The following is a 15,070-nucleotide window of genomic DNA, read 5'->3' on the forward strand; positions in this document are numbered from 1 at the left end:
CACCAGCCTCACGCGAATAATGACCGGGGAAAACCCTGGCTGACCTTCCAACGGAGAGAGAAAATGCAGAGATCTGAGATAAAACTACTGATCGCCGGCCTTGCTCTTCTGGGCTCGGGCTTCGCCGCGAATGCAGAATCGATGCGGCTTGAATGGGTGATGCAGGGTCAGTTTGCCGGCCCGATCGTCGCCGCAGACAAGGGCTGGTACAAAGAGGCCGGCGTTGATCTGGAGCTGCGCCCGGCCGGCCCGGATATCAAGCCCTCGGTGATGGTGGCGACCGGCGTCGATACATTCGGGATCGGCCACCCGAACCAGATCATCGCCGCGCGCTCGAATGGGGTGCCGCTGGTGATGGTCAGCCAATGGGGCCAGAAATCGGCCACCACCTATATCGCGCGCAAGGACAGCGGCATCGCAAAGCTCGAAGATGTCAAAGGCCATTCAGTGGGTCTGTGGTTCGGCGGCGACGAACATGAATTCCTCGCCATGCTGAAAAAGGCCGGGATCGCGCAGAGTGATGTGAATATCGTCAGCCAGGGCTATGACATCATTTCCTGGCTGAATGGCGATTACGATGTGATGCAGGTCACGCAGTATAACGAATTGCAGCTTGTCTATCAGAACGGCCATGCCCCCGACAGTCTGACCTATCTCGACCCTGCCGATTATGGCGCCGAGCTGATTTCGGGCGGGCTCTTCACCACCGAAGAGGTGATCGCGGCCAATCCGGACATGGTGCAAAAAGTGGTCGATGTTTCGCTGCAGGGCTGGCAGGCTGCCTTTGCCGATCCCGAAGCTGCGGCGGATATCATGCTGAAATACAATGCCGAACTCGACCGCGATCACCAGATCGCGCAGATCAGGGCGATGAAGGTATTGGCCTGTGCCGGCCCGACCCTTGACGGCAAATTCGGCGAGACGGAACTTGCGAATTACGAGACCGCGCAAGAGATCCTGCTCGGGGCCGAGCTGATCACCGCGCCTGTCGATCTGGCGAAGGCCTATACCAATGCCTTTGTCGATGCTGCGCCCGCAGAGCTGCGCAAGATCGCCTGCGAGAGCTGAGGTCTGATCCTGTCTCCGGCGCTTATCCCGCGCCGGAGCTGCCATTTTCATCCGGAGTATCCCCATGCGCGACATCAGCATCCGTCTTCTGTGGCACAAACAGGCGCAGTTCGCCGGCTATCTTCTGGCCGAAGAGCTGGGGCTGGCCGAAAAGAACGGCGTGCGGATCCGCTGCCAGGGGCTTGATTTCGCGTGCAAACATGTGAATGCGATTTTCGAGGGCCAGGCCGATATGGCGGTGGCAAGCCCGGCGCATCTGCTGGAAAGCCGCGATCCCGCCGCGCTGCGCTGGCTGCTTTCGATCCAGCAGCAAAGCCCGCTGGTCTATCCCGCCCGCAAATCCGATGGCATCGCGACACTGGCCGATCTTGCCGGGCGCCGGGCCGGGGTCTGGCCGGGGCATGAGGATCTGGAACTGCGCTGGATGCTGCACCGCGCCGGTGTGGCCGATGATGCCGTCACCCGGATCCCGATGCCCGATACCGTGGCGCCTTTCCTCGCAGGCGAAACCGCGACGGGGCAGATGACCTCCTATCACGAACTGCATGTGGTCGAGGAAACCATTCCCCATGACGAGCTGGTTATTTTCGATGGCCGCGCCTCGGGGACGCAGATCCTGAAGGACGGGCTGATCGTGCCGGCAAGCCTGGTCGAGGCCGAACCAGAGATCGTCCAGGCCGTGGTCGATGCGGTGCTTGAGGGCTGGACCATCGCGTTCGACGACCCCGAACGCGCCATCGCCGCCTGTCTGCGCGCGCGGCCCGAGCGCAGCCATGCCGAGGAAAGCGCACAGCTCGCCGCGATCCGGGCGCTGTCGCTGACCGGCGCCACCCTGACCGAGGGGCTCGGCTTTCCCGACCCCGCCCATATGGAGGCCGCCGCTCGCGCGATGCGCGAGGTCGAAGGCGCGGCACCCGACACGGCCGGGCTGCGCGACCCCCGTTTCTGGCAGGCGGCGCCGACCGTCTTCCGCTCCGCCAGCTGGGCTGAGGGGGCCGCGTGACGATGCAAAGGCAACAGGTGCAGCCACCAGGCGAGGCCGGGGTGATCATCCTCGGCGGCGGGGTGATTGGCCTGTCGCTGGCGCTTGCGCTGGCCGAGGCGGGTCTGCGCCCGCTTTTGATCGAAGCGCGGTCTTTTGGCGGTGCGGTAACCGCTGGCAGCCTGGCCGGGATCGGCGTTCATATGCATGGCATGGCCGAGTTCCACCTGATGACCGAGGCCTGCCGTCTCTGGCGTGATCTGGCCGCAAAAGTCGGAAATCCGTTCGAATACAATCCACAAGGCCAGATCGGTTTCATCCTCGATCAGGAGGGAATGGAGAGCGGCGAGGCCTGGGTGGCCGAAGAAAGCGCGCTTGGAGCGCCCTGTCGACTGCTCACACCTGCCCAGCTGCGCGAGATCGAGCCCGGCCTGACCGGCCCGGTCCTTGGCGCGACCTGGGCGCCCGACAGCGCCACTGTGAACCCGTTTTTCGCGGCCCGCACCCTTCTGCGCCTCGCGCGGGAGGCGGGGGCGCTCGCTTTTGAACATTGCCCTGCCGCTGCGCTTTTGTCCCAGGGCGGACGCATCACCGGTGTCCGGCTTGCCAACGGCCAGGAAATCCGCGCCGATCATACCATTCTCGCCGCCGGACCCTGGTCGCAGGAAATCGCGGCGCCCGCCGGGGTCATGGTGCCGCTGCGCCCGCGCCAGGCGCAATGCCTTGTGGGCCTGCGCCAGCCGCCCGGCACCATCCGCCATGTGGTCAGCGCGGTCGAACGCCGGGGCGGCGTCGATGCCGGCTATACCCAGATCCAGCAAAGCGTGAATGGCCAGATCCTTTTCAACACGGTGATCACCCCGGTCGATTCAGGCGCTGCCGGGCGCGACCGCATCAATGAAGTGCCGGCGAGTTTCGTGACCTCGTCGATCGATATGCTGGTCCGGCTGTTTCCGGCGCTGGCGGATCTGGTGCTCCTGCGCTCCTGGGTACGGTTCGAGGCGGTTTCGCCCGATGCGCGGTTCATGGCGGGGCGGCTCGCGCCGGAAGGCCTGTGGATCTGCGCCGGCGACAATGGCTCGGGCTATTGCCGGGCGCTGATGCTGGGCCGCTATCTTGCGGGCGAAATCTCGGGCAACAGCCGCGCCGGTCTTGCCCCCGATCTGGTCGCTCAGGCGCGCGCGCTTTACGCGCCCGCGCGGTTTTCACAACAGGCAGCCTGATCATGAGCCAGCCCATCCGCATCACGCTTGACGGAGACGAGATCGAGGTCGCCCCCGACCTGCCGCTGACCTCGATCCTGATGGAACGCGCGCCGGGATGGCGCGAAAGCCCGCGGCTGCAGGCCCGAAGGGGGATGTTTTGCGGTATGGGCCTGTGTTTCGAATGCGTGGTCGAGGTCGATGGCCAATGGACCCGCGCCTGTATGGAGCGCAGCCGGAGCGGGATGGAAATCCGCACCGCTGACCAGCGTCGCAGTGCCGGAGGCGGCCATGTCTGAGCCTCAAACCCATTTCCGCACGGACGAGGGCGCTGTGGCGCAGATCCTGGATTGCGACATTGCCATCGTGGGCGCCGGACCGGCCGGGCTTGCCGCCGGAGAGGCTGCTGCCGGAACCGGCGCGCGGGTGATCTTGCTTGACACATTCGCCGCACCCGGCGGGCAATATTCCATGCAGCCCACCCAGGGCGACAGCCCCTTCACCGATACTCCCGCTGTGCGGCTGGCGCGTGAAGCCACCGCCCGGCTGGCGGCCAGGGGCGTGCAGATCCTGACCCGGGCCGAGGTGTTCCATGCCGCGAAACGCCAGGATGGCAGCTTCCGGCTGGCGGTCTCGCAGCAAGGTGCGGCGCGGGTGATCCGGGCCGGCGCGGTGATTGCCGCCACTGGCGCGATGGAGCGGCCCTTGCCCTTCCCGGGCTGGACGCTGCCCGGTGTGATCGGAGCCGGTGCGGCGCAGCGGCTTTTGAAAACCGGCACCGGGAGCCTCGGGCCGCAGGGAAAGACGGTTCTCGCCGGATCGGGTCCGTTTCTCTTTGCCGTGGCACAGACATTCGCCAAAGCCGGCGCGCCGCTTGATCATCTGGTCGAGATGCGGCGCCCTGGTGTCCGTGAGGCACTCGGGCTGTTTCTGGCGCATCCCTCGCGCCTCCCCGAGGCGCTGCGGCTGATGGCGGATCTCAAAGCCAGCCGCGCCCGCCGCCATTCTGGCCATATGGTGACACGCGCGCTTGGAACGACCTGCCTCGAGGCGGTCGAGATCGCGCCCCTTGGGCCGGACGGCCAGCCCGGTATGGCGGCGGCCCGGGTGCTGGATGGTGTGGGGACGCTGGCCATTGGCTATGGCTTTCAGCCGGTGGTGGATCTGACGACGCAGCTTGGCGCGGATCACGGTCATGACCCGGCGCTTGGGGGGTTCTATTGCCAGACCGGCGCCGATGGCGGCACCAGTCTGGCGGGGCTTTATGCCGCTGGCGAGACCTGCGGCCTCGGGGGGGCCAATCCGGCGCGGCTTTCGGGGCGGATTGCCGGGCTTTCGGCGGCGCGGGGGCTTGGTTTTGCGGCTGCGCCGGATGAGACCGCGATAAAGGCACTGCGCCGGGCGCGGGATTTTGCGGCGCGGCTGGCGGCGCTCTGGCCCGCGCCGCAGCGCCTGCCGCTGAGCCTGCCCCCTGATGAGCTGATCTGCCGCTGCGAAGATGTACGGGTCACCGATATCCGGGCCGCGATCCAGGATGGCGCCCGCGAAGCGATGGCCGTCAAGCTCTGGACCAGGGCAGGCATGGGCCCCTGTCAGGGCCGCATCTGCGGCGCAGGGTTGTCTGCGGTGCTGGAAGAGGCCGGCGTAACGGCCATAGCGGCAGGCTATAACCGCGCCCATCTGCCATTGCGCCCGACCCCCATCGGCATCGTCCGCGCGGCGATGGCAAGCGGAGAATGGGATATATGAACACGCATTCGCAAAATGAAACCTTGCGCGCCCCGGTCACAAGCCGGGGGCGCTTCATCACGCTTCGCCTGCGCCCGGGTGAGGAAGTTCTGGGCCAGCTGGTCGATTTCGTTGTGGCACAGAACATCCGGGCCGCGGCGCTTGTCTCGGCGGTGGGCTCGCTGACGCGGGCGGCGATCCGCTTTGCCAATCAGCCGGATGCGACGATCCTGGCTGGTCATTTCGAAGTCTGCACGATGTCGGGCACAGTGGAATGCGCGGCCCCGGGTATTGCGCTGAACGGGCTTGAGGCGCCGGGCCAGGGCGCCGCCCATGTCCATCTCGCGATCTCGGATGGTGAGGGCCGGATGACCGGCGGCCATATGATGATCGGCTGCGAGGTCTATACGACCTTAGAGATCGTGCTTCTCGTGCTGGACGATCAGGTCTTCACACGCGAACACTGTGACATGTCGGGCTATCCGGAGCTCGTCATCCGGGCCGCAGAAAGCGGTCCGGCAAATCAATGAAAATATGCGAATGGGGATGACAGATGAAACTTGATACAAGAACGCTGGTCCTGATGGCGGTGGCCATCGTGATCAATATTGTGGTGGGGCAGATTGCCGTCTGGCTGAAGCTGCCGATCTATATCGACGCGATCGGCACGGTGCTGGTCGCGGTGCTGGCGGGGCCTTTTGCGGGAGCGCTGACCGGGCTTCTGACCAATGTCATCTGGGGTCTGATCCTTGATCCGGGCGCGCTTTGGTTCTTCCCGGTTTCGGTCGTCATCGGTCTGGTCGCCGGCGGGCTGGCCCGCGCCGGCTGGTTCAGGGCGATCCCGCTGACCGTGCTGGCCGGTGTGGTCATCGCGGTTCTCTCGACCATCGTGGCGATCCCGATCATCGTTTATGTCTATGGTGGCGTGACCGGCGCGGGCACCGATTTCCTGACCGCCTATATGGTCGGCATCGGCAATAAGCTGATTGAATCGGTCGGCATCGCAAACCTGTTGCAAAATCTTGGCGACAAGGTGCTGACGGTGCTGGTGGCCTGGGCGATCATCAAACGCCTGCCGTCGCGCTTTACCTCGGGCTTCCCCTTCTTCCGCTACAGCCAGGGCTGATCCATGGCCGCCGCGAAAGACAAAGACCGCGAAAAAACCCTGCTCTATGTGCCGGGGGAGGGCTGGCTGCACCGGCTCAACCCGCTGACACGGCTCACCGGGCTGGGGCTGGTGGCGGTGGCGGCCTTTGCGCTGCCACCGGCGGCGACCATCGTGATCGCGCTGGTCGCGACCCTGATGGGCACCGTCGCCGGCGCCGGTGCGGTCTTTTTGCGGCGGCTGACCCTCACGCTGGGGCCGCTGGCCCTGGCGCTTTTCGTGGTCCATGGCATGCTCATGGACCACCCCAACCGCTTTGGTTTTCTCGGGCTGGATCTCAGCCATGACGGGCTGATGTATATGGTCAAGATCCTTGGCCGGATCGCGGCGCTTTTGTCGGGATCTTTGGTTTTCGTCACCACGACCCACCCGTCTGCCCTCCTCAAGGCGCTGGATTCGCATGGCTTTCCACCAGGCGTCTCGTATCTGATCGCCAGCCCGCTTTTGCTGCTGGAGCCTTTCACCCAACGTGCCCGCGCCATCCGCGAGGCGCAGATGGCGCGCGGTCTGGATCTTGAGGGCAGTTTTTTCGCCCGGATCCGCGCCTTTCCGGCGCTTCTTCTGCCGCTGGTCACCCTGGCGCTTGCGGATATCGACCACCGCGCTCAGGTGCTGGATGGACGGGGCTTTCGCGCGCGCCCGCGCCGCACGGTGCTGGACGCGCCCAAAGACAGCCCCCGCCAGCGCCTCGCGCGCCGCGTGATGCTGGGCCTCGCCCCCCTTCTGATTGTCGGAGCATTCTTTTGGCACTGATCGAAATCGACAATCTGCATTTCTCCTGGACGCCGGGCGGGCCCGGGGTTCTGGCGGGCATCAGCCTGCAGATCGCGGCGGGGGAGCGTATTGCCATTCTCGGCGCCAATGCCTCGGGGAAATCGACGCTGGCGCAATGGATTGCGGGCTGGCTGCCGACCGCTGCCGCGACCGCTGAAACCGGTGGGCTGACGGTGCAGGGCAAGGCTTACGGCGACCATGACGCGGCCAGCCGCCCTGGCCTTGCGCAATTCACCGGCCAGGTGCCGATGCAGCAGCTTTCGGGTTTTGCCTTTACCGTGTTTGATGAAATCGCCTTCGGTCCTGGCAATCTGGGCCTGCCGGAAGCCGAGATCCGCGCCCGCATCTCAGATGCGATCCGCATCTGCAATCTTGAGGCGCTGAAAGACCGGGACCCGTTTTCGCTGTCAGGGGGCGAGCAACAGCGGCTTTCCATTGCGGCGGCCCTGGCGATGCAGCCTGAGATCCTGGTGCTGGATGAGCCGACCAGCAATTTCGACCCGGAATCGCGCGATGCGCTGCTGGATCAGATCGAACGCCTGCCTGCGGGCCTGACCATCGTGCTGGCCGATGCCAGCCTGACCACAGCGCTGCGGCTGGCCGCGCGGTTCGTCTTGCTGGACGCGGGCCGCATCATCTTTGACGGCGCTGCCGCGGCGCTGCTGGCCCATCCGAGGACCGCAGAGATCTTCGGTCTGCCCGAGATCCGTCTGGCGGCCGAATATCTGCAAAGCGCAGGTCTCTGGCCGGCCGGGGTGCCGATGCCGCAAAGCACCGGGGCGGCCATCTCAGTGCTCCGTCCCTTGCTGGCGGCAAGCGGGGTTTCACAATGAGCGCGCCGATCCTTGATCTCAGGGGGGCGGGCTTTGGCTATGTTTCCAATGCCCGCGTGCTCTCGAATATCAGTTTTGCCATCCACCCCGGCGAGGTGGTGGCGCTGGTGGGCCGCAATGGCGCCGGAAAATCCACCATGCTGCGGCTTTTGAATGGCTTGCTGCGCCCGCAGGAAGGCCAGGTTCTGGTGCAGGGCGCCGACAGTGCCGGGATGAAAGTCGCCGAAATCTCGCGCCATATCGGCACGGTGTTTCAGGCGCCGGAACAGCAGATCTTCAATGCCAGCGTTGAAAGCGAGATCGCTTTCGGCCCCGCGCGGATGGGTCTGACCCCGGAAGAGGAACGCGCCCGCATCAGCGACGCTGCCGACCGCTGCGGGCTGACGGAGGTGATGGCGACCCATCCGCTTGATCTGGATGCGGCACGGCGGCGGTTCGTGGCGCTGGCTTCGGTCCTGGCCTGCACCCCCGCGCTGATCCTGCTGGATGAGGCGCAGCGCGGGCTTGACCGCGAGAACCGTGACCGGCTGGGCCGGATCATCCGGGACGAATCCGCGCAGGGGCGCGCGGTGCTGCTGGTCTGTCACGATATGGATTTCGTCGCGGCCCATGCCGCGCGCGTGCTCGCACTGGCCGAGGGACATCTGATTGCCGATCTGCCGGTGGCTGATTTCTTTGCCGATGCCGCCGCAACGCGGCGTGCCTCGGTGGAACAGCCCGGCATTGTTGAACTGTCGCTGGCCAGTTTGGGCGAGGTGGCGCTGAACGCGCGCGCCTATGCCGACAGGGCGGCGGAACGTCTGAGGAAAGGAAAGCCATGACAGAGCTGTCAGCGACACGGCTGATCATCGACACCGATACCGCAGGGGATGACGCCTTCTCGATCCTGCTCGCGCTGAAAGCGCCGCATGTGCGGCTGGAGGCGATCACCATCTGCAACGGCAATGTGCCCTTTGAACAGCAGATCGAGAACGCGCTTTACACGCTGGAGGTCGCAGGCGCATCGGGGCAGGTGCCGGTCTGGCCCGGCTGCCCGCTGCCGATGCTGCGAAAGCCAGTGGACGCGACCGAGTTTTTCGGCGCCGATGGCATGTCCGACGCGAATTTCCCCAAGGCGCGGCAGCGCCCCGAGGCCGGCCATGCCGTCGATTTCCTGATCGACACCATCATGTCGAACCCGGGCGAGATCGAGATCCTCGCCCAGGCGCCGCTCACGAATATCGCGACCGCTTATGTCAAAGAGCCGCGCATCGCGAAAAACCTGAAACATCTCTGGGTGATGGGCGGTCTTGATAACAGTCTCGGCAACACCACCCCGGCGTCGGAGTTCAATTTCTACGTCGATCCCGAGGCCGCGAAGATCGTGGTCAATGCAGGTTTCAGGCTGACGCTTTCGACCTGGACGCTGACGATGAAATCGGGGCTGCTCCCTGATGCGGCGCTGGCCCGGATCGAGGCGATGGACACGCCTTTGTCCAGGTTCTTCATGACCATCAGCCAGGCGCCGTTCAAACGCACCGCGCAGCGCTATGGTCGCCCGCTTTCGACCCATCCTGACAGCCTGACCTGCGCCTGTCTGATCGACCCTGCGGTCATGCTGGAAACGGCTGATTGCCTCGTCGATGTCGAAACCCAGGGCGAGCTCACCCGAGCCTATAGCTCGATCTGCACGCCCCTGACCCCGGAAGAGGCGCTGATCGACAAGCTCTGGTATGCCGACCCGCCCAATGCCCGCGTGATCCGACGCGCCGATACCGACCGCTTTGCCGCGATGCTGATTGCAGCGCTGGCCTGACCCTTTCCAGGATTTAAGACAATGACACAGACACTTAGCGGACCTGAGCTGCGCAACCAGTATTTTGACCAGCTGAGCCGGGATGATCAGCTGATCTGGATGGGGCAGAACACCAACCACATCCCGGCCCATCCCGCCGTGACGGCAGCGATGAAGGCCTCGATCGACAGGGGCGAATATAATGCCTATGCGCCGCCTTTGGGTTTCGAGAGCCTGCGCGCCGCCATCGTGAAAGATCTGGGCGTTGAGGGAAGCGCTCTGGTGACCGAGGGCGGCGTCAATGCGCTTGGCACGCTTGTGCGGGCAAAGATGCGTCCCGGCCAGACCTTTGTGACCACCGATCCGACCTGGAAATGGCCGGGGATGTTCGCGACCCAGATGGGCGCCGAAGTGGTGGAACTGCCGATTTTCGGCCCGGCGACGCAGTATAAGCTGACCGCAGATGCGCTCCGCGCCAGCGTCGATGACCGCACGCAGCTGATCTATCTGGTCGATCCGAACAACCCGCTGGGCACCACCTATTCCGAGACCGAGATCGGTGATTTCATCGGGATTGCGAAATCGGTCGGCGCGCTGCTGGTGCATGACTGCACCTATCGCGATTTCGCGGAAAACCATGTGCCGGCGATGCGGCTTGACCCGGTCAATGCGGTCTGTTCGACCAGCTTCTCGAAATGGCTGGGGCTTGCGGGTATGCGGATCGGCGCGCTGGTCGGTGCGCCGGATCTGATCGCGGAATGCGCCGGGTTTTCCAGCTCGATCCTTGGCGCAGGCGTGGTGGCGCAGCGCGGCGCCGAGGCCGGGCTTTCGGTCAAGGCGGAATGGATGCAGACCGTCCTCAGCGTGAACCGCAGGAACCAGGAGATGATCCGCGACACCGTCGCCGGGATCCCGGGCCTTGAGATCCTCGTCTGGCCGTCCCAGGCGAATTTCCTCTGCATCGGCACCGAAGCGACCGGCATCACCCCCGAAGCCATTGTCGAGGCCTTCCGCCTTGAAGGCGTGATGATCCGCCAGGGCAAATACCACACCGCCCGCTTTGGCGACAGTTTCATCAAGGTCTCGACCACGGTGCCCGAGGCCTGGTCGCGGCGCTTCTGCGACCTGCTTCCGGATATGCTGGTGCGGGCCCGCAGCCTGACCGATGTGCCCGCATTGTTCTGAGGAGGGTCCGATGTTTGTCACCGCAAAAGATGGCGTGAACCTATATGCCGAAGAGGCGGGCGTGGGGTTGCCGATCCTCTTCATCCATGAATTCGGCGGCAATTTCGACGCCTGGGAGCCGCAGATGCGCCGCTTCTCGCGCCGGTATCGCTGCATCACCTATGCGGCGCGGGGCTATCATCCGTCAGATATTCCCGATGGTATCGACAGCTATTCACAGCGGATCGCGGCCGAAGATGCGGTGGCGGTGCTGGACGGTCTGGGGATCGAAAAGGCCCATATCGTCGGGCTGTCGATGGGCGGTTTCGCCGCCGCACATTTCGGCCTGATCGCGCCGGAGCGGGCCTTGTCGCTGGTCATTGCCGGCACCGGCTATGGCGCGGAAAAGGCGTTTGAGGACTATTTCCGCGGTGTCTCGCTGTCTGTCGCCGAGAATTTCGAAACGAAGGGCGCGAAGGAGTTCTCGAAAATCTACGCGCTTGGCGCCAGCCGGGTGCAGTTTCAGAACAAGGATCCGCGGGGCTGGGCGGAGTTTGCAGAACGCCTTGCGCGCCATGACGACAAAGGCGCCGGGCTGACGATGCGCGGTGTTCAGGCGCGGCGCCCCTCGCTCTATGATCTCGAGGCGGAATTCGCGCAGCTGCAGGTGCCTGCGCTGGTGATGACCGGTGACGAGGATGATCACTGCCTGCAGACCGGGATTTTCCTGAAGAAAACCATTCCCGCCTGCGGTCTTGCGGTGCTGCCGAAGACCGGCCACACGCTGAACCTGGAAGAGCCGGAGCTGTTCAACCAGCTCCTGGCCGAGTTCTTCGCCCAGGTTGAGGCCGGGGCCTGGAAACCGCGCGACCCGCGCGCCGATCCGGGCCAGGTGATGCGCACAACATGACAACCACCCTCGCGATTAACGGCGAAAGGCTCTGGCAGGGGCTGATGGCGCTGGCGGAGATTGGCGGCTTTGGCGAGGGCGGCGTCAACCGTCAGGCCCTGACAGACCAGGAGCACGAGGCCTGGGCCTGGTTTCTGGCTGAGGCGCGGGCGCTCGGGCTGGAACCTGCGACAGATGCAGCGGCGAACCTGTTCCTGACCTTGCCGGGGCGCGACCGCAGCCTCGCCCCGGTGCTGATCGGGTCGCATATGGACAGCCAGCCAACCGGCGGGCGGTTCGACGGGATTTACGGTGTTCTCGCCGGATTTGAGGTGATCCATTCGCTGGTGGATGCCGGGCACCGGCCTTTGCGCGATGTGACCCTGGTGGCCTGGATGAATGAAGAGGGTGGCCGGTTCGCCCCCGGCATGATGGGGTCAGAGTTTTTCACCGGGATGCGCGACATCGGCGCGATCCGGACAGCGCAGGACAGCGACGCCGTGACCTGCGGGGCCGAGATCGACCGGCTCCACCGGGCATTCCCCGATCTGCCGCTGCGCGCGCCCTTCACCCCGCATTGCTATATCGAGCCGCATATCGAACAGGGGCCCGAGCTGGAACGCGGCCGGCAGGTGATCGGCGCGGTCGCCGGCATCCAGGGCAAGGTGACGATGGAGGTCTGCCTCACCGGCGCGCGCGGCCATGCCGGGACCGAGCCGATGGCGGGGCGCCGCGATGCAGTCATGGCCTTCGCCCGCGCCGCACTCGCGCAGCAGGCGATCGCGCGGGGCGCCGGGCCGGAAATCCGCTTTACCATAGGCCGGGTCGAGGTCAGCCCCAATGCCCCCTCGGTCATCGCGGGTGAGTTGCGGTACCGCATCGATTTGCGCCACCCCTCCAATGACACCCTCGACCGGGTCGCAGCGCAGATGCGTGCGGCGGTGGTGAGCGAGGCCGCGCCCTGTATCGCTTCGGTCGAAGTGCTGGTCCATGCGCCCTCGAACCTCTTTGATCCCGGGCTGCGCGGGGCAATCCGGGCCTCGGCTGCCCGCCACGGTTACGCCTCACGCGACATTGCCTCGGCGGCGGGGCATGATGCCAGGCATCTGGCTGGCCTGTGCCCCTCGGCGATGATTTTCATTCCCTGCCATGGCGGGATCAGTCACGATCCGGCGGAAAGCATCGAACCTGCTCATGCCAGCGCCGGGGCGCAGGTTCTGGCGGATCTCGTGATCGCTGAGGCAGGCTGAGGGGGCGGCATGGCAAAACGCATCGCCCTTTTGTCGAATTGCCTCGCGAACCAGAATGCCAAGGTTGCGGAATATGAGGTGGTTCCGGGTGCGCTGACGCCGGTTCTGGCGCTTCTGCGCGATGCAGGCTTCACCATCCGGCAGATGCCCTGTCCCGAGATGACCTATATGGGCTGTGGCCGCTGGTGGCAGGTCAGGGCGCAATATGACACGCCCGGCTATCGCAATCACTGCACCGCGCTCGCGACCGGCATTGCCGATCTGCTGGCGGGTGAGGGGGCCATTTCGGATCTCGTGTTTCTCGGCGTGGATGGCTCGCCTTCCAGCGGAGTCTCGGTCACCGACAGCGGCAGCGATTGGGGCGGTCGCCCCGGCCCGCGCCCGGTGGAGCTTGCACGCGGCCCGGGGGTCTGGAGCGAGATCCTCGCGCAATGTCTGGCCGAACGGGGCTTTGCTGGCCTCAGGATGATCGGGATCGGCACGGAACTGCCCGGATATGACCCGCAGACGGAGCTTGGGCGGCTTGCGACTTTTCTGGCCTCGGGCCAGTCGCTGGCAGAGGTGCCGCTGCCCGCAGGTGACAATGTGCTGCCGGAGGCCGGGGGAGAGGCCGCGCAAGCGGTGCAGCGCAGCCGTCGCCTGCTGGTGGTCGGTGACAGGGCGATGAACGCGCCCGATGCGGCGCTGCTGGCGTTTGAGGCCGGGGGATGGGGCGAATTGCAATTGCCGGCGGCCGATCTGCCTGGCGCGGCCCGGATCCTGTCCTGGATCGCGGATGAGATCGAGGATTATCTGCGCAACGCCCATCAGGTCGCCGCCCACAGCGCCCTTATCGGAGACCCTGCGCTGGCCATGCTGAACCGAGAACTGGTTTCACGCGGTCTGCAGCCGCTTACTCCGATGGCCTGAGCGGTGACTGTTCACGCAACTTCGCTGCGATGGGAAAGATGTTGTGCGACCTGGTCGCGCCGGGACCCGGCGCAATCAGACCTGCCTCATATCGCGTCAGCGAGAGCCTGGCTGGCTGGAGCCCCGGGTCGGGTGCGCCCTGTGCAAGCTCGGGGAACAGCGAGACGATCTCATCGCGCTGTGCTTTGCCGATATGCGCCAGAATATAAGCGCCGGGACAGAAGCTTTCGGACCAGGAGCCATTTGCCAGAACCAGCTCATGCTGACCGAACAGGATGTGAACATAGGTCACATCACTTTGCGGGGTCGCAAGAATGGTTTCGCCATTGACCAGGAATTTTGCCGCAACAAGGACTTCGGTCTGGCTGAAATGCAACTGGTTCCGCGGTTGATAGATCAGCATCTGGTGATTGGGGCTGACCAGAAGATCCCTGTCCGGCAGACCGTGTCCCAGAGCACCATTCCTGATCATAACCGGCTGTAAAGACGGATTGGCCGACAAGTCGATTGCATCGAGATGCCGATGCCCGACCCAAATCAATGATTGCACGCCATGGTCACGGGTTATAATCCGGTCGCCTGCTTTCAGAAGCTCGACGGGAATCCGGCCATTCGGGGTTGAAATAAGCGTTCCAGCCGTAAAACATGGAACAACGGGGCAATTGTCCACCGTATCTGAGACCTGAACATAGCTGAATGTGCCATGAAAATACTGGTCAATGTTCTGCAGCCCACCCGGCGACACATGTTGTTGCCCGGCGCCAAAGAACCATTGCTGGTTGACGGATCCCATATCCAACCCTAAACCTCCGGGAACCGGCGCTGAAAATGTAGCGCCGGTGGTCAGATTGACGAAGTTCGCCTGCCCGCCGGCACCGCCCTGATCCCAGGAATAGGTGACACGGATCTCATCGCCCACCCCGACAAAACCGGCCGGGCTTTCCAGAACGAAAGTGTCGGTTTCATTTCTGTGCGTGGTGCGGATCGTCCCATCCGGCATGAGCTCTGTCCGGAAAGATCCCGCCGTATTATCAATGCTGTCTCGCGAGACAAGGGTCTGAATTCCGTTCTGCGAAGCAGAAGAGAACTGAAACTCGAGCGTCCCGCGTCCCAGCTGAAAGCTTTCATCCGTATAAATTTTGCCAAACCCCGATTTGCCATCGAGGATCAGACGTCCGTTTTCTGAATAGGATGATCCCATAAACCATCCAAGCTGATTGCCATTATCAGGCGCGCTGTCCTGAATGTAAGGGCCGCCCGTTTCGTTAAAGTCATATCGTGCAATGATTGTCATGGATCTCTCTGCCCGTTGTAGGGTGATCTGTCGAAAAA

The 15,070-nt window shown here is 64.4% G+C and carries 16 protein-coding genes; 15 read left to right on the forward strand and 1 reads right to left on the reverse strand.

Features of this window, described 5'->3' with window-relative positions; genetic code table 11:
• Positions 1–63 precede the first annotated feature (63 nt).
• The 15 genes from JC607_RS04870 to JC607_RS04940 all read left to right on the forward strand — a co-directional run bounded on the left by JC607_RS04870 (position 64) and on the right by JC607_RS04940 (position 13,738).
• Positions 64–1,068: an ABC transporter substrate-binding protein gene (locus JC607_RS04870; RefSeq protein ID WP_198835828.1), complete on the forward strand. Its 1,005-nt coding sequence runs from the start codon at positions 64–66 to the stop codon at positions 1,066–1,068.
• Between the two features lie 64 nt (positions 1,069–1,132).
• A complete protein-coding gene (locus tag JC607_RS04875; protein WP_198835829.1) occupies positions 1,133–2,071 on the forward strand; it encodes an ABC transporter substrate-binding protein in 939 nt (312 codons plus the stop codon).
• A gap of 2 nt (positions 2,072–2,073) precedes the next feature.
• The gene (locus JC607_RS04880; protein WP_233092683.1) at positions 2,074–3,273 is read left to right on the forward strand and encodes an FAD-binding oxidoreductase; all 1,200 of its coding nucleotides are present in this window, start codon (positions 2,074–2,076) and stop codon (positions 3,271–3,273) included.
• Positions 3,274–3,275: 2 nt separating this feature from the next.
• Positions 3,276–3,551, forward strand: coding sequence for a 2Fe-2S iron-sulfur cluster-binding protein (locus tag JC607_RS04885; protein ID WP_198835831.1), 276 nt, complete (start codon positions 3,276–3,278; stop codon positions 3,549–3,551).
• Positions 3,544–5,001: an NAD(P)/FAD-dependent oxidoreductase gene (locus JC607_RS04890; protein ID WP_198835832.1), complete on the forward strand. Its 1,458-nt coding sequence runs from the start codon at positions 3,544–3,546 to the stop codon at positions 4,999–5,001. Before JC607_RS04885 ends, JC607_RS04890 begins: the two co-directional genes overlap by 8 nt.
• Positions 4,998–5,510: a PPC domain-containing DNA-binding protein gene (locus tag JC607_RS04895; protein WP_198835833.1), complete on the forward strand. Its 513-nt coding sequence runs from the start codon at positions 4,998–5,000 to the stop codon at positions 5,508–5,510. Before JC607_RS04890 ends, JC607_RS04895 begins: the two co-directional genes overlap by 4 nt.
• A 23-nt stretch (positions 5,511–5,533) precedes the next feature.
• Complete coding sequence (locus JC607_RS04900) at positions 5,534–6,106, forward strand: ECF transporter S component (protein ID WP_198835834.1); 573 nt, start codon at positions 5,534–5,536, stop codon at positions 6,104–6,106.
• 3 nt (positions 6,107–6,109) lie between these two features.
• Complete coding sequence (locus JC607_RS04905) at positions 6,110–6,898, forward strand: energy-coupling factor transporter transmembrane protein EcfT (protein ID WP_198835835.1); 789 nt, start codon at positions 6,110–6,112, stop codon at positions 6,896–6,898.
• A complete protein-coding gene (locus tag JC607_RS04910; protein ID WP_198835836.1) occupies positions 6,889–7,752 on the forward strand; it encodes an energy-coupling factor ABC transporter ATP-binding protein in 864 nt (287 codons plus the stop codon). Before JC607_RS04905 ends, JC607_RS04910 begins: the two co-directional genes overlap by 10 nt.
• Complete coding sequence (locus tag JC607_RS04915) at positions 7,749–8,573, forward strand: energy-coupling factor ABC transporter ATP-binding protein (RefSeq protein WP_198835837.1); 825 nt, start codon at positions 7,749–7,751, stop codon at positions 8,571–8,573. The genes JC607_RS04910 and JC607_RS04915 overlap by 4 nt, the downstream gene beginning before the upstream one ends.
• Positions 8,570–9,547: a nucleoside hydrolase gene (locus JC607_RS04920; RefSeq protein WP_198835838.1), complete on the forward strand. Its 978-nt coding sequence runs from the start codon at positions 8,570–8,572 to the stop codon at positions 9,545–9,547. The genes JC607_RS04915 and JC607_RS04920 overlap by 4 nt, the downstream gene beginning before the upstream one ends.
• Positions 9,548–9,568: 21 nt before the next feature.
• A complete protein-coding gene (locus JC607_RS04925) occupies positions 9,569–10,711 on the forward strand; it encodes a pyridoxal phosphate-dependent aminotransferase (protein WP_198835839.1) in 1,143 nt (380 codons plus the stop codon).
• A gap of 10 nt (positions 10,712–10,721) precedes the next feature.
• Positions 10,722–11,600, forward strand: a complete 879-nt coding sequence (locus JC607_RS04930) for an alpha/beta fold hydrolase (protein WP_198835840.1) — start codon at positions 10,722–10,724, stop codon at positions 11,598–11,600.
• Positions 11,597–12,829 carry a hydantoinase/carbamoylase family amidase gene (locus JC607_RS04935; protein ID WP_198835841.1) on the forward strand — a complete coding sequence of 411 codons (1,233 nt, stop codon included), beginning with the start codon at positions 11,597–11,599 and terminating at the stop codon, positions 12,827–12,829. The genes JC607_RS04930 and JC607_RS04935 overlap by 4 nt, the downstream gene beginning before the upstream one ends.
• Before the next feature lie 9 nt (positions 12,830–12,838).
• A complete protein-coding gene (locus JC607_RS04940) occupies positions 12,839–13,738 on the forward strand; it encodes a hypothetical protein (protein WP_198835842.1) in 900 nt (299 codons plus the stop codon).
• Here JC607_RS04940 and JC607_RS04945 read toward each other — a convergent pair.
• Entirely contained in the window at positions 13,722–15,032 is a 1,311-nt protein-coding gene (locus JC607_RS04945; protein WP_198835843.1) for a Hint domain-containing protein, read from the reverse strand. The two genes, JC607_RS04940 and JC607_RS04945, sit on opposite strands and share 17 nt — an antisense overlap.
• Positions 15,033–15,070 lie beyond the last annotated feature (38 nt).

The sequence above is a fragment of the Paracoccus sp. IB05 genome (assembly GCF_016405985.1).
In the GTDB taxonomy this organism is placed as follows: domain Bacteria; phylum Pseudomonadota; class Alphaproteobacteria; order Rhodobacterales; family Rhodobacteraceae; genus Pseudogemmobacter.

Excerpts from the sequence above, each read along its gene's own strand:
- JC607_RS04930 (WP_198835840.1), top strand. The coding sequence starts at position 10,722 with ATGTTTGTCACCGCAAAAGATGGCGTGAACCTATATGCCGAAGAGGCG.
- JC607_RS04875 (WP_198835829.1), top strand. The coding sequence starts at position 1,133 with ATGCGCGACATCAGCATCCGTCTTCTGTGGCACAAACAGGCGCAGTTC.
- JC607_RS04890 (WP_198835832.1), top strand. The coding sequence starts at position 3,544 with ATGTCTGAGCCTCAAACCCATTTCCGCACGGACGAGGGCGCTGTGGCG.
- JC607_RS04885 (WP_198835831.1), top strand. The coding sequence starts at position 3,276 with ATGAGCCAGCCCATCCGCATCACGCTTGACGGAGACGAGATCGAGGTC.
- JC607_RS04905 (WP_198835835.1), top strand. The coding sequence starts at position 6,110 with ATGGCCGCCGCGAAAGACAAAGACCGCGAAAAAACCCTGCTCTATGTG.
- JC607_RS04940 (WP_198835842.1), top strand. The coding sequence starts at position 12,839 with ATGGCAAAACGCATCGCCCTTTTGTCGAATTGCCTCGCGAACCAGAAT.
- JC607_RS04880 (WP_233092683.1), top strand. The coding sequence starts at position 2,074 with ATGCAAAGGCAACAGGTGCAGCCACCAGGCGAGGCCGGGGTGATCATC.
- JC607_RS04895 (WP_198835833.1), top strand. The coding sequence starts at position 4,998 with ATGAACACGCATTCGCAAAATGAAACCTTGCGCGCCCCGGTCACAAGC.
- JC607_RS04915 (WP_198835837.1), top strand. The coding sequence starts at position 7,749 with ATGAGCGCGCCGATCCTTGATCTCAGGGGGGCGGGCTTTGGCTATGTT.
- JC607_RS04870 (WP_198835828.1), top strand. The coding sequence starts at position 64 with ATGCAGAGATCTGAGATAAAACTACTGATCGCCGGCCTTGCTCTTCTG.
- JC607_RS04935 (WP_198835841.1), top strand. The coding sequence starts at position 11,597 with ATGACAACCACCCTCGCGATTAACGGCGAAAGGCTCTGGCAGGGGCTG.
- JC607_RS04945 (WP_198835843.1), bottom strand. The coding sequence starts at position 15,032 with ATGACAATCATTGCACGATATGACTTTAACGAAACGGGCGGCCCTTAC.
- JC607_RS04900 (WP_198835834.1), top strand. The coding sequence starts at position 5,534 with ATGAAACTTGATACAAGAACGCTGGTCCTGATGGCGGTGGCCATCGTG.
- JC607_RS04920 (WP_198835838.1), top strand. The coding sequence starts at position 8,570 with ATGACAGAGCTGTCAGCGACACGGCTGATCATCGACACCGATACCGCA.
- JC607_RS04925 (WP_198835839.1), top strand. The coding sequence starts at position 9,569 with ATGACACAGACACTTAGCGGACCTGAGCTGCGCAACCAGTATTTTGAC.